This window comes from Tenacibaculum sp. AWR4_210 (genome assembly GCF_056160945.1).
This window is the reverse complement of the sequence record NZ_JBSWYF010000002.1, coordinates 178,195-199,228: the sequence shown is the minus strand read 5'-3', so window position 1 is coordinate 199,228 and position 21,034 is coordinate 178,195. Positions and strand designations below refer to the sequence as shown.

Genomic DNA, 21,034 nt, shown 5'->3' with positions numbered 1-21,034 from the left:
AACATTTCTTAGTAAGAAACTTTTTTTTTCATCCCCCTTCTTATGCACGCATAAGATATCCGTAAACTTCATTGAGATTTGCTACTTTGAAATTTAAGTTTCCCTAGGAAAGTAAACAATAGTCGTTATGAGAAACCTAACTCTATTTTTACTCGCCAGTATTATTACACCTTCGATTCTTGCACAGGAAGTATGCAAGGACAACGAAGAAAAAAAAGAAAATCTAAACGATATTGCAAGTATCGCTAAATGCACCGTCGTAGCTAATGCCAATGGGACGAACGCAGAGAAAGATGCCAAGGTTGTTGTCATTTCTCGTAGTCACCAAAAAAGGCGAGCTGCCTTAAACAAAGAAGTTCAGACTGCCAGCAAAATTCAGGCAGCAGAAATTTCGAAGCTACGGACGAGTGATAGCATAGAACGCTTGCGAATGAAAAATATTAAAAAGCAGTTAAACGCGATTAACAACGCCATAGAAGAACTTGAAATTAACGATCAAATAGCCTTTGATACCGTTGAAATCATACCGAGTTTTCCGAATTGTGACACTAGTTCGTATGACGATGTAGACTGCTTTAATTACGAAATGCAACAGCATCTCATAAACAATATTGTATACCCTAAGAAAGCCGTAAAAGAAAGAATTGAAGGAGATGTGTGGGTAAGTTTTGTCATCACCAAAAACGGTGATGTTAAAGGAATAACAACCTCAGGACCAGAAGGAAGCGAAGACCTCAAAAAAGAAGCTCAACGCGTTATCAGCCTGCTACCGAAATTCATTCCTGGAAAGCAAAACGACGCTCATGTAAATGTAAATTACACCTTTCCAATTAGTTTTAATTTGCAAAATTAAACTGATTAACAATTTCTTAAAAAGAGATTTAACTGTTTTTCAAGCGGGTCGTGCAGATTTTTTAGTAGATTTGCCTGTTAAGAATACAATTTTACAACGACTAACCAACCGATGTTTGTTTATTGTGTAATTTTTTAAACACCTGTGTATGAAGAAAGCAGTATTTCTAAGTGCAGTATGTGCCTTATTCCTAACCACTTCACTCCGTGCTCAAGAAGTATGTGAGAACCCCGATGAGGCTAACAATGATTTAAATAGTATTACCAAGTGTAGTATTAAACCTTCTAAAGGGAAGGACAAAAAATCGAGACAAATTACGGTGAAGGTATCCGTGAGTAAACGTTATCTCAAAAAACGAGAACTGACAAAAAAGAAGAGTGTAGCCTCTGCAGGTTCTTTGAGTTCTTCAGGAGTGCAAAACAGCTCTACCAGTTCTGGGTTAAACAAATCCCTTACTCTTAAAACTAATATCGAAGACTTAAAAAAGAAGTTATCAGCTGAAGAAGTGCGTGCAGCTTCAAAGTTCAGTGCTGTTGACAAAATTCCTGCTTTCAAAGCCTGTGGTGCTGGAAGTACTGAGGAACGCGCAAATTGTTTCAATGAAGAAATGATTAAACACATACAAAAATACTTCCGTTATCCAAGTAAAGCGGTCAAAGAATCTTTGCAGGGAGAAGTATGGGTGCGTTTTATCATTGATAAAAATGGTGATGTAAGAAATATCAAGGCCTTAGGACCTAAAGGTGGTGATATCTTGAATGCTGAAGCGAAACGAGTAGTGTACAATCTACCACAATTTAAGCCAGCGAGAAAAGATGGAAAACGCGTTGCTGTAAAATACGGTTTCCCCATCACGTTTGCCCTAGAAGAGTAATCTGACAACAAACCAAAAATACCTAACCATTACCCCAAGCTTATGCACAAAAAAGTACTAGCCTTTATTTTTATAATGGCAAGTGCGGTAATTTACGCACAAACAACCATTACGGGTACTATTTACGACGAGTATCTAGAGCCGTTTTCGAACGCCGTTATCAAAACCACTAACGAACAAGTTGTTTCCGGAGCAGACGGAAGCTTTACTTTAAAAACCTCACTGACACCGCCCTTTACGGTACAAGTATTGGCCGTTGGTTACAGAACAGAAGAAGTTCAAATTTCGCAAAACAACGACGAAATCAATGTCATCCTTAAAGAGAACATCGCTTTGGATGAAGTTGTAATTTCAGCATCGCGATCTCCAGAACGAGTTATTGAATCACCAGTGACCATCGAGCGTATGGGAATTGCTGACATCAAACGAAACACCTCCGTTTCTTTTTACGATGGCTTAACCAACCTAAAAGGAATCGAATCGAGAGAAGCGAACTACGGGTTTAAATCAATCAACTCACGTGGATTTTCTACGTTCGACAACACCCGATTTGTGCAACTCGTAGACGGAGTTGAAACTTCTATTCCTGCCTTAAACTTCTCTGCAGGTAACATTGTAGGTCTTTCAGAATTGGATGTAAAAGATGTAGAAGTTCTGCCAGGGGCCTCTTCAGCATTATATGGAGCCAACGCCTTTAACGGTATTTTGTTAATGAGAAGTAAAAATCCATTTGATTACGACGGTATCAGTACCTATATCAAAACGGGGTATATTAGCCAGCAGGCAACCGATACCGAAGCTTTTTACGACGTCGGAATCCGTATGGCACACAAGTTCAGCGACAAACTTGCTGCAAAAGCAAACTTCACCTACTTCGACGCAGAAGAATGGCATGCTACGAACATAGCAAATACCTCAGGAGTAGGAGGTGAAATCATCGCTGGTGATCGCAATAGTAATACCGATTATGACGGTGTTAATGTATATGGAGATGAGTTTACCGTAGGCCTTCGTCAGGTTGCGCAAGCTGCCGGACTTCCAGCCGCTGTTATTGCCACCTTGCCAAATGCAAACATCAGTAGAACGGGATACGAAGAGCGCGATATGGTTAATTACGACGGTAACAACTTAAAATTCGATGCCTCTTTGCATTACAGACCTTGGGGAACTGAAGATTTTGAAATTGTATTAAACTCTCGTTTTTCAAGAGGTAACAACATCTATCAAGGAACCAATAGGTTTTCTCAAAAAGACTACCTAGTACAACAATACAGAATTGAATTTATCGGTAAAAACTTCTTTTTACGCGGATATTATACAGGAAACGACTCTGGACGATCGCACGATTTACGTTTCGTCGGAATCGCTCTTAACGAAGCGAGTAAGCCAAGTAACCAATGGTTTGGTGAATACCTCGCTGCTTTCATTGCATCGGGAGGAAACCACGGAGTGGCACGTACTACCGCCGATAACAACCGACTGCAACCAGGAACTCCTGCGTATGAGGCTGCCCTAAACAGAATTATTGACGCACCTATTACAGAAGGTGGTGCTGGACTAAAAGACCAAACTTCTTTTTACCATGCCGATGCCAATTACAACTTTAAAGACTTAATCAAATTTGGTGAAATCCAAGTGGGTGGATCGTATCGCAAACACATCGTAAACTCAAACGGAACCTTATTCACAGATAAAGACAGCAAAATTAACTTCGACATGTTCGGTATCTACGCGCAACTTCAAAAGAAATTCTTAGAAGATCGCTTAAAATTTACTGGATCTGTTCGTTATGATAAGTCGAAAAACTTTAGCGGAAACTTCTCACCTAGGATTGCCATTAACTACGCCCTAGACGAAAGTAACGACCACATTTTACGTGCATCGTATCAAACCGGTTTCCGTAACCCTAGTATCTTAGAGCAATATTTCGGATTAAGAACTGGGCCTAACAGCTATATTTTAGGAACTGCTGATGAAAACTTAGATCGCTTTGTAGTAAATGCCACCAACAGAAACGGTAGTACTAGTAGTATTACTGGTAGAGATGCCTTCAGCAGAGCTTTCCTAGCCACATCTGTGAGAAATGGGGCTCCTGTTCGCGCTGAAGTTGCTCCGATTAAACCAGAAACTGTAACTTCATACGAGATAGGATATAGAAGTATCGTCGGACTGTCATCAGACAATATTTTAGAGCTTGACATCAATGCCTACTACAATCAATACAATGATTTTGTAGCTTTCAAGAACGTTATTGTACCAAACTACGGTGGACTTACACCTGCAGGACAACCTGATGCATCAGCTACAGCGGCATTGGCTAGTGGAGATTTTACTGAAATCACCTTAAATACCAACTCATTGGCCGATATCAACTCATATGGTGTTGGAATTGGTGCTAATACCAAAGTATTTAGCTCGTTTAATGTCGGATTGAACTACACCTACTCAAAAATGGATTTTAACCGTGCCAGTGACCCTAATTTCTCACCGGGATTCAACACACCTGAGCACCAAGTTAAATTTATGTTTGGGAATCCGAACCTATTTAAAAACATCGGATTCAATGTGAATACGCGCTGGCAAAGCGATTACTTGTGGGAATCGAGTTTCTTAAACGGAACTATCGATTCGAGACTCATACTCGATGCACAAGTAAACTACCGATTGCCTGCTATTAAATCGAGATTCAAGATTGGTGGAACTAACCTCACTGGACAAGAGTACTTTGTAGCTCCTGGATCAGGTAAAGTAGGTTCTCTGTACTATATATCATGGACCATCAACGATTAATAACAACGTTTCTTAACGTTAACTTAAAAGAGAGAACTTGAAAGTTCTCTCTTTTTTTTTATTTCAATTGATTCTAAAATGAGAATAAAAGTTAAAAAATGTTAAAATAAGTTAAGAGTAAGGACTTTTTTTTATAATTTTGCACCCCTAACTACCAAACTATAAACTACTAAAAGACAAAGAGATAAAAAAAAAGAGTTACCCCTTATGATGAAAAGATACTTATTTTTAGTACTATTGGTAGTAAACACATTTGCTGTAATTGCGCAAGAAGTGTGTGAAACTCCTAACGAAGATGCCCCAGACTTAAACAGTATTACGAAGTGTAGCATTAAGCCTGCCAAAAACTCAAAGGACAAAAAATCACGTCAGATTACGGTAAAGATTTCTGCTCGTAAACGCTTCCTCAAGAAGAGAGAGATTATAAAAAAACAAACGGCTTCTTCCGTAGGAGCGATTAATACTGCTGGAGTAAGTGCACTTAACACTGACAACAGCATTGCTGCGATTGAAAAAGCACCGAAAATTGAAACGAAAAAAGAAACTGACTACAAAAGCGGTTTAGCAAGTATTAAAGAACGTTTATCAAAAGAAGAAGTACGCAAGGCCTCTCGCTTTATGGAAGTGGAAAAAATTCCAGCGTTTACCTCTTGTACGAGTTCTAAAGCTGAAGATCGCATGGACTGTTTTAACATGGAAATGATTAAACACATCCAAAAGTACTTCCGTTATCCAAGTGAAGCGGTTCGAAACCAAATCGAAGGAGAAGTATGGGTACGTTTTATCATTGACAAAAATGGATACGTAAGAAACATCAAAACGTTAGGTCCTCAAAACGGTGAACTTTTAAAAGAAGAAGCACGTAGAGTAGTTAGTAAATTACCTCACTTTAAACCTGCGAGAAAAGACGGTCGATCGGTTTCTGTAAAATACGGATTCCCGATTAACTTCTCTTTAGAACAATAATCACACCCTTATATTTAATATTAAACTCAACAACATGTTAAAAAAGCAATTCGTAATGATTGTTTTTACATTGTGCGCGCTTTCGAGTTTCGCACAGGTAAAAATTAGTGGACTGATCTATGATGAGTACCTCGAGCCTTTTTACAGTGCCAAAATAACACAGGGGAGTAATTTTGCCTTATCGAATGTCGATGGTGAATTTACCTTGGTTATTAAGGACGCCCTACCCCAAACCATCAGAGTATCTGCTTTCGGATACAAAACTGAATTGGTTGAAGTTACTAGTGTTGACCAACAAATCAACGTAGTACTAAAAGAAAACATCCTACTTGACCAAGTAGTTATTTCGGCATCGAGAGTTCCGGAACGAATTATCGAATCGCCTGTAACTATTGAGCGTTTAGGTTTAGGTGATATTCGTAAAAACACGTCTAACTCATTCTACGACGGCTTAACTAACTTAAAGGGAATCGATTCTCGTGAAGGAAACTACGGTTTTAAATCGATCAACACACGTGGATTCTCTGACTTTAGCAATGCTCGTTTTGTACAGTTAGTAGACGGTATGGATACTGCCGCACCGGCCTTAAACTTCAGTGCAGGAAACCTATCAGGCGTTTCTGAATTAGACATCCACAGTGTGGAAGTCTTACCAGGAGCCTCTTCTGCCTTATATGGAGCCAACGCCTATAACGGTATTATGTTATTGAATACTAAAAATCCTTTCGACTTTACTGGAATCAGCGTATTGTTAAAAGGAGGAGTATTATCGCAAAAAGCTGCAGGAACTAATCCGTTTTACGATGCTCAAATCCGTATGGCATACCGCTTTAGCGATTACTTCGCTGCTAAGGTGAACTACTCGTATTTCGAGGCTGAAGAATGGCATGCAACTGATATGAGAAACCGCGAAATTGATTCTGCCAACTTAATTGATGGTAGCTTAAACAGCGTAACAGATTACGACGGAGTTAACACTTACGGTGATGAATTGTTTGCTGACTTATCATTTTTCGGTAATGTACGTCCTGGAATCTTACTGAGAAGAACAGGGTATACTGAGCAACAATTACTTCGCGATACCAAAACGAAAAACTTAAAATTCTCTACCTCGCTTCACTACCGTCCTTACGGTGATGAGTCATTAGAAATTCAATTAGCAACTCGTTTGGCTATCGGAGATAATATTTTCCAAGGATCTAGTAGATTCGCACAACGCGATTACTATATTGGACAGTCTAAATTAGAAGTAAAGGGTGATAACTTCTACGTTCGTGGATACTATACAAGAAATGACGCTGGTAACTCATACGATTTAACGAAAACAGGAATCGTGATGAACGAAGCAGGAACTTCTTTCCAAAATTGGGGAAGAGACTACTTCAATGCCTTAGTAGCAAACATCTCTAGCCCGAACGCTTTAGAACTAGCGAGAAACTTTGCAGATAGAAACAGGTTACAACCAGGAACTCCTGCATTTAACCAAGCCTTTGATAGAGTAACTTCTACTTTAATTACAGATCCAAATGGTTCTGCTATCTACGACCGTAGTGCATACATCCACGCGGATGGTAATTACAACTTTAGAAGCTTGTTAAACGATTGGGCAGATGTTCAAGTTGGAGGATCTTACAGACAGTATAACCCAGACTCTAAAGGAACCATCTTTAACGATGCTAATGAAGAAATTGAAGTAGAGGAGTTCGGTATTTATTCACAAATTCAGAAAAAATTATTCGACGAGCGTTTAAAGTTAACCGCTTCGTTACGTTATGATAAATCTGAAAACTTTAAAGCGAATTACTCACCTCGTTTTGCAGTAAACTACGCGTTAGGAGCTAACAAAGGACACATCCTTAGAGCTTCGTACCAAACAGGTTTCCGTAACCCAACTATTCAGGAGCAGTACTTTTTCTTAAATACCTCTGTTAAAACAATGGTAGGTTCAACTGCGGACAACTTGAGAAGAATTAATTTCACCAACTTCAACGTATTCCCTGGAATCGGAACTATTATCACCAATACTACAGGTGATGAAATTTTAAACAACTCGGTATTGACAAGATCTGTATATGACAATACATTTACAGGACCTCGTTATTTAAAATCTGCTTATACAGAGATTCAACCAGAAGAAGTAAAGACTTTAGAATTAGGATACCGTAGTATTTTACGTTTGAACAACCAAAACAACTTGGATATTGACGTAAATGCTTACTATAGCCAGCACAGAAACTTCGTTTTTGTTCAGGATTTAGTAGTACCTAACTACGGAACTATTTTAGGAACAGGACAATTAGACGCCGATGCTCAGTTAGCATTCCGCAACGCACACGTTCGTGAATTTAACTTAGTAACCAACAGTAGATCAGAAGTAGATTCTTATGGATTCTCTATCGGATTACACACCAAAGTATTTAAAAACTTTGAATTGGGTGCAAACTATAACTTTATCGACTATAAAATGGGAGAAGATAAAGATTTCGGATTATTTGATCCGAACTTCAACACTCCTAAGCACTCGGCAAAACTTCAATTCGGAAACGAGCGTTTGTTTAACAATTTCGGATTTAACATTAATGCACGTTGGACAGATGCGTATCGTTGGATTTCTCCTTTCGTAAAAGGAAATGTTGCAGCGAGAACCGTAATTGATGCTCAATTAAACTACCGAATCCCGTCTATGAAGTCGCGATTCAAAATGGGAGGTACTAACTTATTCGGAAAAGAGTATTTCGTAGCTCCGGGAGCTGGCCAAATCGGTCAATTGTATTACTTATCATGGATTATTAATAATTAGTAGAAGTATATATCCCTTTTTAAAAGCCTGTAAATTGATTTTTACAGGCTTTTTTTTATGTTGCAACACTATTTATAATTCATCCGTATCAATGCCTAAAACTTCATTAAAATGCTTCTTGCCTTTGGCACTGACCGTAAGTTTCCGAGACGCGTTACTGGGTCGTAACCAATCTTCTTGCAGTAACCAGCGCAGTAAGTGAATTCCGAGCCAGCCACCGAGGTGAAGTTCACGTTCACTCCAATCTAAACACAGCTTCAGTTTCGCAGTCAATCCAGGTTCCGATTCTTTACAAATACCCTGCGCTACCAAAAAACGAAGACCCCGTTCGGACACGTATACCTCATCCAATACAGTTTCTACATACCCCTTGTCCTGAAACGCTTTAAAAACCGCAACGCCTAAGGCTCCTGCCAGGTGTTTGTAGCACGATCGCGCTTTGCGCAAGGTTACCGGAGTTGAACTCCTTCGTTCTTTGAGTTGGATAGGAGCCCCCACCAAACTCGCAAAAGCTTCCATGGCATGTGCCACTTCCCCATCGTACAAACTGTAATAACGATGCCTGCCTTGAGGAATAACTTTTAGCACTTTGGCTTCGAGCAATTTTCGAAGGTGGTTACTACACCCCGACAATGACAACTCCGAAACAGTCGCTAGCTCACCTGCAGTATAGGCTTTACCATCGAGCAAACACCACAAGATTTTAGCCCGACTCCTATCGCCCAACAGGGCTGCTAACTCCGCAAATCGATCCGCTAATTCTTCCATACCTATCAGTCCCAAATTAAAGGACGTTCCATTCCAAAGGTACGTAAATACCCCAGAAGTTGCCCTAGGTGGACTGCTTCGTGGTAGACCATTCGGTTGAGATAATCCCCCAAAAATTTAACTTGGTTCAGTTCCTTTCGTTCAATACGTACCGTATGTAAATCGTTTGGTGAACAGGAACGCAGCCAAACCATAAAGTCGTTTCTGTAGTTCTTTGCAAAGGCTAATTCTTCTGAAATTCCTTCCCAAGTACGTCCTTCCCATGGAGAAACATAGTCCCCGAGATCACCTCGATACTGTATAATTTTGTGATACAAATGCTCTCCTTCCAATACGTGACGCACCATTTCCATACTACTCAATGCAGCTTTATCCGGTTTCCAATACCAAATTTCCGGTTTCATACTGCGCCAAACCAATTCACTTCTCCTTCGTGTTTCTTCGAAGTTCAAATAGATACTATCAATACTTGTCATGAGTTTTTAAGGCAAAACTACCCTTACTTCATCAAGAATACTTCAGTTAGCAATGAAGTAAAAAAAATCCCGTTTTGTCAGTGCAAAACGGGATTCCAATACAGCTAGTATTCTTATAATTATTCTTTCAAATCCAATTGGATACTCAATTCTTCTAATTGGGCATTGTCAATCGTAGCTGGGGCATCGATCATCACATCTCTTCCCGAGTTGTTCTTAGGGAAAGCGATAAAGTCACGAATGGTTTCTTGACCTCCTAAAATAGCGACCAAACGATCCAAACCAAAAGCCAATCCACCATGTGGTGGTGCTCCGTACTCGAAAGCATCCATCAAGAATCCAAATTGTTCTTTGGCTTCTTCTGGTGTAAATCCTAAATGCTTAAACATAATCGCCTGTGTTTCCTTATCGTGGATTCTGATAGAACCTCCTCCAATTTCATTTCCGTTCAATACTAAGTCATAAGCATTGGCTTTTACGGCTCCTGGATCGGTTTCCAACAAGGCTAACTGCCCTGGTTTCGGCGATGTAAATGGATGGTGCATTGCGTGGTAATGTCCAGTTTCTTCATCTAGTTCCAACAATGGAAAATCAACTACCCACAACGGAGCAAACTCATCTGGCTTTCGCAATCCTAAGCGCTCAGCCATTTCCATACGTAAGGCACTTAACTGCGCACGTACTTTTGACGTTTTCCCCGACAATACACAAATCAAATCACCGGCTTTAGCTCCAGTTTGCGCTGCCCAGTTTGCCAAATCTTCCTGATCGTAGAACTTGTCAACTGACGATTTAAAACTACCGTCTTCGTTACATTTTACATATACCATTCCTAAAGCACCAACTTGAGGACGCTTTACCCAATCAATCAATTTATCAATCTCCTTACGCGTATATGAGGCTCCACCTGGAACTGCGATTCCTACCACTAGTTCCGCTTCGTTAAATACTTTAAATTCTTTGTGCTGTGCAACGGCATTTAATTCCCCGAATTTCATTCCAAAACGAATGTCTGGCTTGTCATTACCGTAGGTACGCATTGCCTCGTCAAAGGTAATTCTAGGGAAAGTAGCTACCTCAACCCCGTTAATCTCTTTCAATAAATGACGTGTCATTCCTTCAAAAATTTCCAAGATATCTTCTTGTTCAACAAAGGCTAACTCACAGTCAATTTGTGTAAACTCAGGCTGACGATCTGCGCGTAAATCTTCATCTCTAAAACACTTCACTATTTGGAAGTACTTATCCATACCCCCAACCATCAACAACTGTTTAAAAGTTTGTGGACTTTGAGGTAAGGCGTAAAACTGTCCACTATTCATACGTGATGGCACTAAGAAATCACGAGCTCCTTCTGGAGTAGACTTTATCAAATACGGTGTTTCAACATCGATAAACCCTTTATCTGACAAGTATTTACGAACCTCCATAGACACCTTGTGACGGAAAATCAAACTCTCCTTTACCGGGTTTCTACGAATGTCCAAATAACGATACTTCATTCGTAAGTCTTCACCACCATCCGTTTCATCTTCAATCGTAAAAGGAGGTAATTTTGCCTCGTTTAAAACGGTTAACTCACTCACCAATACTTCCACTTCTCCAGTTGGAATATTCGGGTTTTTAGAAGCTCTTTCTATGACAGTTCCCTTCACTTGTACCACAAACTCACGACCTAGAGTTTTCGCTTGCTCCATCAATTCCTTACTGGTACGCTCTTCATCAAAGATCAACTGCGTTATTCCGTAACGATCTCGAAGATCTACCCAAATCATAAATCCTTTATCACGTGATTTTTGTACCCATCCAGATAGGGTTACTTCCGTATTAATGTGCGATGCTCTTAACTCACCACAAGTATGCGTTCTGTACATTTATCGAATTTTTAGCAGGGCAAAATTACGGATTTTAACTATCTTCTTATCTATATTTATTAATATATTTAGGACTGGTAATTATAATAATGCGCGCTGTGAAAAAATTGTACCTACTAATCTTATGCTGCTGTCTGTCTACAGCTTATGGACAAGACCGAACACTCCGCTTTTTTGACCTTCAAACACGTTTGCCAATTGCAGATGTACACGTAACTAGTAGCCATCGTATTTTTGTCTCTGACTCTAGTGGTACCGTGCAAGTTCCTGCAAATGCAGCAATTATTGAAGTAAGTCATGTACAGTACGAACCCCGCACAATCGATCTAAAAAAACAGTCGCATCAACAGCTTTTTTATCTGACAGAACAACTGAGCCAACTGCAAGAAATACACCTCAGTACAACACTGGAAAACCGACTACACATCCACGAACTTAAAAGTTTACAACGCGGAATCCTCGGCAGTGCCTCTGTATTAATAAATGGAAAAATTTACCTGTTTGGAGGTGACCACTCTATCATAAAAAACGGATTTCTAAATGCTTTTAAAGAAACCGGTGATTACGGTTCGCCCGCGGGCCAAACAGCACCTGGAGAAATGTCTGCTATCGCCTTTCGAAATAAGACGTACTTAAAACACAGTTCGGATATTTGGTGCTATGACATTATGAACAATACCTGGAACCTATTAGCCAGTAAAACGCTACCAAGGGCAAACCACAGTGCTGTTTACCATCACGGAAAAGTGTACCTGAGTGGTGGACGCAGGTTTTCTAAAAATCAAACCCGTGAATACTTAGCCGATCAATTAGAAATTTTCGACCCTATCACCCAACAAATAACGCTGCCTACCAAGAGTAAACACCTAGCGACCAATACGGGAGTCATCAGTTTTGAAAACTACCTCATCTATTTTGGTGGTCGCACCAAACGAAAAGAAAAAACGCATTTCTTGTACAAAGACGATATTACTTTGTACAAACCCACCACGGACAAATGGTATCGCTTCGGAAGCTTACCTTCACCGCAAGAAATCCAATGTCTAAGCGTAAACCACCAAATATATGGACTGAGTAAAACAGGAAAACAAGGGTATGCTATTAGCTCCTTTGACATCGAAACCAATACTTGGAAAGTACTTAAAACCCTTCCAAAAAAGATCAACAATCCCGGATTCACTTCTGACGGTCACCACTTATACCTCTTACACGACAACTTTTTATACAGTTATCATCCAGGCAAAAATCAGCTACGCAAGTATCGCGTAAACGCACCTTTCGAAGGTGCGTCGCTATTTTACTTTAATGAAAGCATCTATGTTGTGGGCGGATACATCCCTGACGTCGCTAAAAAAATCCCTTCAAAAAAAGTGTTTTCTATCGACCTTTCACAGCTTCCAACCACCCGATTTTACCGTCTTTAAACGGCTTCGAAATTCGATTTCAATCGCGAAAAATAGTCTTTAGCCGCCCTGCGAACTCTTGGTGCCAACAACAGTGTCGATACCATAGTCGGTATCGCCATCAAGGCATAGGCACTGTCAATAAGGCTAATCACAAACTTCAATTTGATCGTAGAGGCAATGACAATCGTCACTATATAAATCCAGTTGTAATAGGCACCGATACGCTTCCCGAACAAATAACTCAAACAACTAAACCCGTAAAAAGAATAGGTAAATAGTGTAGAAAAAGCAAAAATCAATACGCAAATGCAAATAATTATACTACCGAGGTTATAAGGCAGTACACTATCAAAAGCTTTTAAGGTCAGGCTAATCCCATTTCCATCAAATCCTTGCCAAATACCAGATGCTAAAATGGCCAATGCGGTGAGCGTACACACCAACAGCGTATCTATTGCCGGTCCTAGCATCGCTACTAATCCTTCGCGAACAGGCTCATTGGTTTTAGCTGTTCCGTGCATCATAGGAGCTGTTCCTAAACCTGCTTCATTTGAAAATGCGGCTCTTTTAACTCCAGTTATTATTAAGGTTCCCAGTGCACCACCCAACACTGCTTTTCCTGAAAAGGCATCTGTAAAAATCAGTTGAATAATCTCCGGAACCTCTCCAATGCGAAGCATTAAAATACTCAGTACGGTTAGCAGGTACAACACTACCATCAAGGGTACTAGCTTTCCTGCAACTTTACCAATTCTTTTGATTCCACCAAAAATTACAGTCCCTGTAATCAAGGCGATGACTATCCCAAAAACCAACTTACTCGTCGCTGTATTTTCGGGTGATATCCCTACGACATCCACAAGTGTTTGGGTCAACTGATTTGCCTGAAAAGCGGGTAAGGTACCCACCAATCCTGCCACGGCAAAAAATATCGCTAGTGGTTTCCAGCGGTTTCCCAAACCTTCGGTAATCACGTACATCGGCCCTCCCTTAGCATTTCCTTCTTCGTCTTTCCCGCGGTACATTACTGAAAGCGTACAGGTAAAAAATTTAGTAGCCATACCGACAAAGGCACTTAACCACATCCAAAATATAGCTCCCGGACCTCCTTCGGCAATCGCGATGGCAACTCCTGAAATATTCCCCATACCCACTGTCGCGGCAATAGCAGATGACAATGCTTCGTAATGACTGAGGTCTCCGGGTGAATCGTGTTTATCGTACTTTCCTCTTAACACCGCCACGGCGTGTCGCATATAGCGAAAAGGAACCAGCCCTGAATAAAGGAATAAAAACAAACCTCCACCAATGAGTAAAATCAGTAGTGGAATCCCCCATACCCAACCTGAAAATTGGATGATACTATCTTGTAATTGTGTAAGCATAGCTATGTAAACTCAGTTAAACTTTATTAAATGATGAAAACAATGTTTTCAATGCTGTAATTCCCAAACTCAAGAAAGAAATCAAGCTCAGGACAAAAAAAACGAAGGACTCTTAGTAGCCCTTCGTTTTTGCTTTGTTTTATTGATTCATTAACGATTCTATTTCCTCTGCTTCGATAGGAATATTTCTCATTAAGTTAAACGGCTCTCCTGAGGCTTGGATAACCACATCGTCTTCCAAGCGAATTCCGAAGCCTTCGTCTGGCAAATAAATTCCCGGTTCTACGGTAAATACCATATTTGCTTCCATAGGCTCGTGTAACAATCCGTAATCGTGCGTATCCAAACCTAAATGATGCGAAGTACCGTGCATAAAATACTTTTTGTACGCCGGCCAATTCGGGTCTTCGTTCTGTACAGCTGCTTTGTCTAACAATCCTAAACCGAGTAACTCTGAGGTCATAATTTTCCCAACCTCAACGTGGTAGTCTGCCCAGATAGTTCCTGGCACTAACAATTTAGTCGCCTCATTTTTCACGCGATTCACCGCATTGTAAACCGCTTTTTGTCGGTCGGTAAATCGTCCCGAAACTGGAATCGTACGACTCATATCAGAGGAGTAATTTGCGTACTCTGCTCCAACGTCCATCAAAATTAAATCACCGGCCTTACACTGCTGATTGTTTTCGATATAATGTAGCACATTGGCGTTAGCACCCGAGGCTATAATGGGCGTATAAGCAAATTTCTTTGATCTATTTCTGATAAACTCATGAATGTACTCAGCTTCAATTTCGTATTCCCAAACTCCGGGTTTTACAAAATCCAATACTCTGCGGAACCCCTTTTCGGTAATATCACAGGCTTTTTGAATCAAATCTAACTCTACTTGATTTTTAACAGAACGCAAGCGTTGTAATATCGGATTACTCTTTGCCACAGCATGTGCTGGATACTCCTGACGCAACCATTTCGTAAAGCGATCCTCGCGAGTTTCCGTTTCTACATTGGCTCTGTAGTGCTCATTGGTATTGATATACAATACTTCTGCATAGCTCATTAGCTCAAAAATCACTTTCTGCATGTCTTGTAACCAAAAAACAGTGGTAATTCCACTTACTTCCTCCGCTCTTTCCTTAGTGAGTTTCTCTCCTTCCCACACGGCAATGTGTTCATTGGTTTCACGTAAAAACAAAATTTCTCTGTACGCAGGTTTCGGACAGTCGGGAAACAACACCAACACACTCTCTTCCTGATCTACACCACTCAAATAAAAAATGTCACGGTGTTGTTCAAAAGGAAGCGTACTATCAGCGCTTACCGGATAAATATCGTTTGAATTAAAAAAGGCGATGCTCTTTGGCTTCATCGCAGCTGAAAAGTTCTTGCGATTTTGAATAAACAAATTGCGATCTATTGCGTTATATTTCATGTCGTAAATACTCTTATTATCAAATCCAAAATTAACCAAAAAGGGTGTAATTATACAGTAACTGCCCCTAAAATTAACAAGGAATTCAGCAGTTTTGTAAAAACTGAGAAAAATCGTAGTTAGCAATAAAAAAGAAAGATGCCTTTCGGCATCTTTCACCCTTCATTCTACTTACTTCTTATCATTCACTCCTCGTGTTTTTATAAGACCAATTATCAACAAAAAAACACCATAACAAACGTCTGTAGTCGCGATACCTCTCAAACCACTACCTAAAACAATACTCACGTATGTGGTGTATTGCGCCCCAAGGCCTCCTCCCAGAACTCATGGAGTTCCAAAGAACCTTTAGCAGCTGTTTGCGCTACGGCATTCCCGAAAGATCGCTGTCGGGAGCTCCTGTAAGTAAGCTAAAAAATTAAATTCTTGATTTTTTGATTTCTCTTTGCTAGCTAGCCCTTAAAGTAACTAAAAATAAATGATTTAAACAAGTATTTTTTTACTCTTCTTGTCCCTCGCTCATTCCAAAATGGAAAAGTGCATCACCTTTATTGATGACCGGAAAAAAATTAAGGGCAATAATATAGCCGTCACTTGGGGCTTTTACACTGAACTTCGTTTCACCATAAGTGTCCACAATGGTTCCTAATACCATTCCTTTGGTAACAGCGGCTCCGTTGTACACGCTTGCACTAAAAAGACCTGCAGCTTTAGCACGTATCCACCTGCGCTTGGCAATGTACACTGGTTGCTCCAAGCTAGGCAAGTGAACCTGTTCATCAATCATTTCAAAATGCTTGAGAATTCGCAAAGTTCCCTCTATTCCCTTTTCTATGGCAAACTCGTCTAAACGCAATGATTCTCCTGCTTCGTACACGATAACAGGCACCCCTTGCTTAAAACACTCATTTCTGAACGATTTCGAAATCAGTCGTGAAGGAAACACAAAAGGAGCTGCAAAGAGCTTGGCCAAACTCGCCGCTCGTGCATCGATGGGCGTATATCGAATTTGCGGATAGTTGTTTCGCTGGGCACCTCCCGTATGGTAATCGATAGCAAAATCAATTAACGGAATGAGTTCCTTGCTGATAAAATTTGCCATACTACTCGCCAATGAACCTTTTTTACTTCCTGGAAAACTGCGATTTACATCTTTTCCATGCATGTCACGGGCAAGGTTCAAAAAACCGAATACATTGAGTAGCGGAACCACTATCACACAGCCTTTTGTAATCTTGTATCGCTTGTCAATTAACATGCGTCGAATTAACTCCACCCCATTAATTTCGTCGCCGTGTAAGCCTCCTTGTAGTAACACTGTAGGACCCGGAGTTTCTCCGTTAAAGACGTATACGGGGATTTCGATCAAGGTCCCTGTTGCCAATCTGTCAACTGGAATTTTAATCAGACTACTCTCTCCCAAACCAATACGTTCACCACGTATAACTATTTCTTGGTTTTTATAGGTTTTGATTTCCATTTACTTTCTAAAAATTTAATGATAGCGGCGGCTACATTGACACGAGCATAGGCCTCAATTCCCTGTAAGCCCGGAGTTGAATTCACTTCGATAATCAAACTACCTTTTTTAGATCGTATCATATCGACCCCGGCAACTGGCAGCCCTAAATAATGTGCCGCTTTTACTGCCATCGCTTCTTCTTTTGCCGATATTTTAATGGCCACGGCAGTACCACCTCGGTGCAAATTCGAACGAAAATCGTCGTCGGTCCCTTTTCGTTTCATTGCGGCAACCACTTCCCCCCCAACGACAAAGGCACGAATGTCTTCACTCTTGCTCTCTTCGATAAACTCTTGTAACAAATAACTAGAGTTCATCGTGTGTAACGTATCGATGATGGAACTCGCCGATTTTTCAGTTTCTGCGAGCATCACCCCCATACCATGAGTTCCCTCTTGAAGTTTTATAATTACTGGAGGACCTCCGAGGGCTTTGAGTTGTGACTTTAAATTGATCGGCGTTGCTGAAAATAAGGTATCGGGTATGGGTAACTGCTTACTATTTAACAATTGAAGCGTACGCAACTTATTTTGCGACCTCCAAATACCCAGTGAGCGCGCTGTGCTGAATACTTCGTTTAACTCAAACTCTTTTACAATGGCAGCTCCTTGCGTCGTTACCGAAGCTCCGATTCGCGGAATAATCACATCGAATTCGTCAATTATATCTTCTCCCTCGTACAAGATTTTTTTTCGGCCTCCTGACAATACAATGCTACACTCCAAATGATTTATGATGGCTACTTCATGCCCTCTTTTGAGCGCTTCTTCATACAGCCTTTTCGTAGAGTAAATTTGATCACTAACTGAAAGTATACCTATATTCATAAAACAGTATTAAAATTAATCCACCCAGTACTACCTGATTAAAAACCATTTAGCCTGTTACCATGGTGAGGTGTATCGACACTTCACAAATCTACTATATTTTTTAGCAGCTTGTTCGGCAAACCTCCTAATGGGTTTCTTAAATTTTGTTAATTTTTTGAAATAGCTTAAAGGAAATAGTACTTTTCCTGCTTATAAACCAAATCAACAACTAAATGAAAGCGCTAATAACCTCAGCTTTTGCTTTGTTTTCTGTTGCTACTTTTGGACAGCAAGCAAGTACTGCAAACGCTTTAAAAGCTTCTTTGGACACTCAGCAAAACTTACATAAGCATTCACTTGTTAAAAACGTCTCTTTCACCAATATCGGTCCTACTGTAATGAGTGGACGCGTGGTCGCCCTAGCGGTAAATCCGTCGGATCCTACAGAATTTTATGTCGGATACGCTTCAGGAGGTGTGTGGTACACACAAAACAACGGAACCACCTTTAAACCAGTACTCGATACCGCCCCTACGCAAAACGTAGGAGATATCGCCGTAGATTGGAAAAACCACACTATATGGGTAGGTACTGGAGAAGATAATTCTTCTCGTTCATCTTATGCCGGAATTGGAATCCTCAAATCGACGGACCGCGGAAAAACATGGCAACATACAGGTCTCTTTGACAGTCATCACATCGGACGTATTTTACTCAATCCCGATAATCCGAACGAAATCATTGTAGGAGCTATCGGACACCTTTATACTCCGAACAAAGAACGCGGAATATTTAAATCGGTAGACGGAGGGAAAACTTGGCAACACAAACTCTATATTAACGAGCATACCGGAATTATCGATATGCAGCGCGCACCTGATAATCCCAAGGTACTTTATGCTGCCGCTTGGGAACGCGAGCGAAAGGCTTGGAATTTTGATGGTGACGGAGCACATTCTGCTATTTATAAAAGTAGTGATGGTGGAGATACTTGGTCAAAAATCACCGACGGTAATGGCTTTCCGAAAGGACAAGGCGTTGGACGAATTGGATTGGCAGTTTTCGACCAAAATACGGTCTACGCCATTCACGACAATCAATTTAGACGCAAAAAGGACAGCAAACAAAAAAGTAGCTCACACGCCTTGACCAAAGACGATTTTAAGTCGATGAGCAAAGAAGCTCTCCTCGCTCTAAGCGATAAAAAACTAAATACTTACCTGAAATCGAATGGATTTCAAGAAAAATATCGCGCAAAAAACGTAAAACAACTCGTGCGCTCTGGAGCAGTTAAACCTGCTGACCTCGCTAAGTATCTGGAAAATGCCAACGCTCTTTTATTCGATACTCCTGTGATAGGAGCAGAAGTATACCGTACTGAAAACGGAGGAAAAACTTGGAAAAAAACTCATAAAGGCTATATCGACGATCTCTTTTATTCATATGGTTATTACTTTGGAGAGGTACGTGTAGATCCTAGCGATAAAAATGCCATTTACGTATTAGGGGTACCTATCTTAAAATCAAAAGACGGCGGAAAAAGCTTTACTTCTATCAGTAAAGAAAACGTCCATGCCGATCACCAAACCTTATGGGTAAATCCTAAACGCTCAGGGCACCTCATCGATGGAAATGACGGCGGTTTGAACATCTCTTATGACGACGGAGCTAGCTGGACCAAACTCAACGCTCCTGCTGTAGGACAATTCTACGCGGTGTATGCCGACCAACAAAAAAATTACAAAGTATACGGAGGGTTGCAAGACAACGGAGTTTGGGTTGCTGACCACAATGCCAAAATGGATAAGCGCTGGAAGCAAACCGGAAAAAATCCTTACCAAAGTATTATGGGTGGCGATGGTATGCAAGTAGCCGTTGACTCGAGAAATCCGAACATCGTATTTACCGGATATCAATTCGGAAACTACTTCCGCATTGACAGAGCAACGGGACAACAACGCTATATTCAGCCAAAACACGAACTCGGAGAAACTCCTTACCGCTTTAATTGGCAAACCCCCATACAGTTATCCAAACACAACGAAGATATTTTATACCTCGGAGGAAACAAGTTACACCGCTCTCTGAACCAAGGAAAAACTTGGGAAACTATCTCTGGTGACTTAACACAGGGAGGTAAAAAAGGAAATGTCGCCTATGGTACACTCACCAGCATTTCAGAAAGTCCCTTTAAGTTTGGCGTATTGTACGTAGGCTCTGATGACGGACTTATTCACCTGAGTAAAAATGGTGGTGGAAGTTGGAAAAATATCGCAACATCACTACCACAAAATTTATGGGTAAGTAGAGTTATTGCTTCTAAGCACAAAAAAGAACGTGTTTACGCCACCTTAAACGGGTATCGAAACGATGACTTTACACCTTATGTGTTCGTCTCTGACGACTTTGGAAACACCTGGAAAAACATTGGCAATAACCTTCCACTTGCACCTATTAACGTGATCAAAGAAGACCCCAAAAACCCAGATGTGCTGTATCTCGGTACCGACAATGCCGCCTATGTAAGCCTCGACGCTGGAGCATCTTGGCAACCTTTTAGTCAACTACCACCGGTAGCCGTGCACGATTTGGTAATTCAGCCTAAAGCCAAAGATCTCATCATAGGTACCCATGGCCGTAGCCTGTACACCACCAACATCAAAGCCCTACAAAACCTCAACGACACAAATGCCTCGCAATTGTTTCCTGTAGCCCCAGTTAGAAAAAGTAGTTATTGGGGAAATTCGTGGAGTCGATGGTTACAACCGAGTACTCCAGAAGTTACGGTAGTGTACTTCAGTACCAAAGCACAAACAGCGACGCTGGAAGTACTGTTCGACGACGCCTTAGTTTACAGCAAACCGGTGACCTTAACTAAGGGATTCAACAGCGTGACCTACGACGTTTCAATGAACAAAAAAGGCGCTAAGAACTTCCGTAAAAAAGCACCGAAGACCGAACTCAAAAAAGCGAAAAACGGCGTGCAATACCTTCCAAAAGGGTCGTACTTGATCCGATTGGCCAATGCCACGCAAAAATTCACTGTAAAATAAAACCGAAGAGCAGCCATGAGCTGCTC

Annotated in this window: 14 protein-coding genes; 7 read left to right on the top strand and 7 right to left on the bottom strand. The window is 40.8% G+C overall.

Annotated features, from left to right (window positions below; all coding sequences use genetic code 11):
* Positions 1 to 127: 127 nt before the first annotated feature.
* The 5 genes from ACXAG7_RS04185 (at position 128) to ACXAG7_RS04165 (ending at position 8,283) form a co-directional block, all read left to right on the top strand.
* Positions 128 to 853, top strand: coding sequence for an energy transducer TonB (locus ACXAG7_RS04185; protein WP_408041928.1), 726 nt, complete (start codon positions 128 to 130; stop codon positions 851 to 853).
* Between the two features lie 148 nt (positions 854 to 1,001).
* Complete coding sequence (locus ACXAG7_RS04180) at positions 1,002 to 1,727, top strand: energy transducer TonB (protein WP_476666062.1); 726 nt, start codon at positions 1,002 to 1,004, stop codon at positions 1,725 to 1,727.
* Positions 1,728 to 1,769: 42 nt separating this feature from the next.
* A complete protein-coding gene (locus ACXAG7_RS04175) occupies positions 1,770 to 4,517 on the top strand; it encodes a TonB-dependent receptor (RefSeq protein ID WP_408041926.1) in 2,748 nt (915 codons plus the stop codon).
* Positions 4,518 to 4,724: 207 nt separating this feature from the next.
* Positions 4,725 to 5,483: an energy transducer TonB gene (locus tag ACXAG7_RS04170; protein ID WP_476666061.1), complete on the top strand. Its 759-nt coding sequence runs from the start codon at positions 4,725 to 4,727 to the stop codon at positions 5,481 to 5,483.
* 34 nt (positions 5,484 to 5,517) lie between these two features.
* Positions 5,518 to 8,283 carry a TonB-dependent receptor gene (locus ACXAG7_RS04165; RefSeq protein ID WP_408041924.1) on the top strand — a complete coding sequence of 922 codons (2,766 nt, stop codon included), beginning with the start codon at positions 5,518 to 5,520 and terminating at the stop codon, positions 8,281 to 8,283.
* Between the two features lie 72 nt (positions 8,284 to 8,355).
* On the opposite strand, the gene ACXAG7_RS04160 is transcribed toward ACXAG7_RS04165, so the two are convergent.
* From ACXAG7_RS04160 to aspS, 3 genes are all read right to left on the bottom strand, one after another.
* Positions 8,356 to 9,051 carry an ArsR/SmtB family transcription factor gene (locus tag ACXAG7_RS04160; RefSeq protein ID WP_476666060.1) on the bottom strand — a complete coding sequence of 232 codons (696 nt, stop codon included), beginning with the start codon at positions 9,049 to 9,051 and terminating at the stop codon, positions 8,356 to 8,358.
* Between the two features lie 5 nt (positions 9,052 to 9,056).
* Positions 9,057 to 9,527, bottom strand: a complete 471-nt coding sequence (locus tag ACXAG7_RS04155; protein WP_476666059.1) for a DinB family protein — start codon at positions 9,525 to 9,527, stop codon at positions 9,057 to 9,059.
* 119 nt (positions 9,528 to 9,646) lie between these two features.
* On the bottom strand, positions 9,647 to 11,401 hold the full coding sequence (aspS, locus tag ACXAG7_RS04150; RefSeq protein ID WP_408041921.1) for an aspartate--tRNA ligase: 1,755 nt from the start codon (positions 11,399 to 11,401) through the stop codon (positions 9,647 to 9,649).
* A 98-nt stretch (positions 11,402 to 11,499) separates the two neighbouring features.
* Here aspS and ACXAG7_RS04145 point away from each other — a divergent pair, with 98 nt between their 5' ends.
* The gene (locus ACXAG7_RS04145) at positions 11,500 to 12,825 is read left to right on the top strand and encodes a Kelch repeat-containing protein (protein WP_476666058.1); all 1,326 of its coding nucleotides are present in this window, start codon (positions 11,500 to 11,502) and stop codon (positions 12,823 to 12,825) included.
* On the opposite strand, the gene ACXAG7_RS04140 is transcribed toward ACXAG7_RS04145, so the two are convergent.
* The 4 genes from ACXAG7_RS04140 to ACXAG7_RS04125 form a co-directional block, all read right to left on the bottom strand.
* Positions 12,822 to 14,192, bottom strand: a complete 1,371-nt coding sequence (locus tag ACXAG7_RS04140; protein ID WP_408041919.1) for an alanine/glycine:cation symporter family protein — start codon at positions 14,190 to 14,192, stop codon at positions 12,822 to 12,824. The two genes, ACXAG7_RS04145 and ACXAG7_RS04140, sit on opposite strands and share 4 nt — an antisense overlap.
* Positions 14,193 to 14,331: 139 nt before the next feature.
* The gene (locus tag ACXAG7_RS04135) at positions 14,332 to 15,624 is read right to left on the bottom strand and encodes an aminopeptidase P family protein (RefSeq protein WP_408041918.1); all 1,293 of its coding nucleotides are present in this window, start codon (positions 15,622 to 15,624) and stop codon (positions 14,332 to 14,334) included.
* Positions 15,625 to 16,123: 499 nt separating this feature from the next.
* Entirely contained in the window at positions 16,124 to 17,104 is a 981-nt protein-coding gene (locus tag ACXAG7_RS04130) for a succinylglutamate desuccinylase/aspartoacylase family protein (protein ID WP_476666057.1), read from the bottom strand.
* Entirely contained in the window at positions 17,071 to 17,973 is a 903-nt protein-coding gene (locus tag ACXAG7_RS04125; RefSeq protein ID WP_408041916.1) for an ATP-grasp domain-containing protein, read from the bottom strand. The genes ACXAG7_RS04130 and ACXAG7_RS04125 overlap by 34 nt, the downstream gene beginning before the upstream one ends.
* A gap of 215 nt (positions 17,974 to 18,188) precedes the next feature.
* On the opposite strand from ACXAG7_RS04125, the gene ACXAG7_RS04120 reads away from it, so the two are divergent.
* Entirely contained in the window at positions 18,189 to 21,008 is a 2,820-nt protein-coding gene (locus ACXAG7_RS04120; protein WP_476666056.1) for a WD40/YVTN/BNR-like repeat-containing protein, read from the top strand.
* Positions 21,009 to 21,034: the final 26 nt, after the last annotated feature.

Bases quoted from the DNA above. Each gene is read 5' to 3' on its own strand.
- ACXAG7_RS04185 (WP_408041928.1), top strand. From the start codon at position 128: ATGAGAAACCTAACTCTATTTTTACTCGCCAGTATTATTACACCTTCG.
- ACXAG7_RS04180 (WP_476666062.1), top strand. From the start codon at position 1,002: ATGAAGAAAGCAGTATTTCTAAGTGCAGTATGTGCCTTATTCCTAACC.
- ACXAG7_RS04175 (WP_408041926.1), top strand. From the start codon at position 1,770: ATGCACAAAAAAGTACTAGCCTTTATTTTTATAATGGCAAGTGCGGTA.
- ACXAG7_RS04170 (WP_476666061.1), top strand. From the start codon at position 4,725: ATGATGAAAAGATACTTATTTTTAGTACTATTGGTAGTAAACACATTT.
- ACXAG7_RS04165 (WP_408041924.1), top strand. From the start codon at position 5,518: ATGTTAAAAAAGCAATTCGTAATGATTGTTTTTACATTGTGCGCGCTT.
- ACXAG7_RS04160 (WP_476666060.1), bottom strand. From the start codon at position 9,051: ATGGAAGAATTAGCGGATCGATTTGCGGAGTTAGCAGCCCTGTTGGGC.
- ACXAG7_RS04155 (WP_476666059.1), bottom strand. From the start codon at position 9,527: ATGACAAGTATTGATAGTATCTATTTGAACTTCGAAGAAACACGAAGG.
- aspS (WP_408041921.1), bottom strand. From the start codon at position 11,401: ATGTACAGAACGCATACTTGTGGTGAGTTAAGAGCATCGCACATTAAT.
- ACXAG7_RS04140 (WP_408041919.1), bottom strand. From the start codon at position 14,192: ATGCTTACACAATTACAAGATAGTATCATCCAATTTTCAGGTTGGGTA.
- ACXAG7_RS04135 (WP_408041918.1), bottom strand. From the start codon at position 15,624: ATGAAATATAACGCAATAGATCGCAATTTGTTTATTCAAAATCGCAAG.
- ACXAG7_RS04130 (WP_476666057.1), bottom strand. From the start codon at position 17,104: ATGGAAATCAAAACCTATAAAAACCAAGAAATAGTTATACGTGGTGAA.
- ACXAG7_RS04125 (WP_408041916.1), bottom strand. From the start codon at position 17,973: ATGAATATAGGTATACTTTCAGTTAGTGATCAAATTTACTCTACGAAA.
- ACXAG7_RS04120 (WP_476666056.1), top strand. From the start codon at position 18,189: ATGAAAGCGCTAATAACCTCAGCTTTTGCTTTGTTTTCTGTTGCTACT.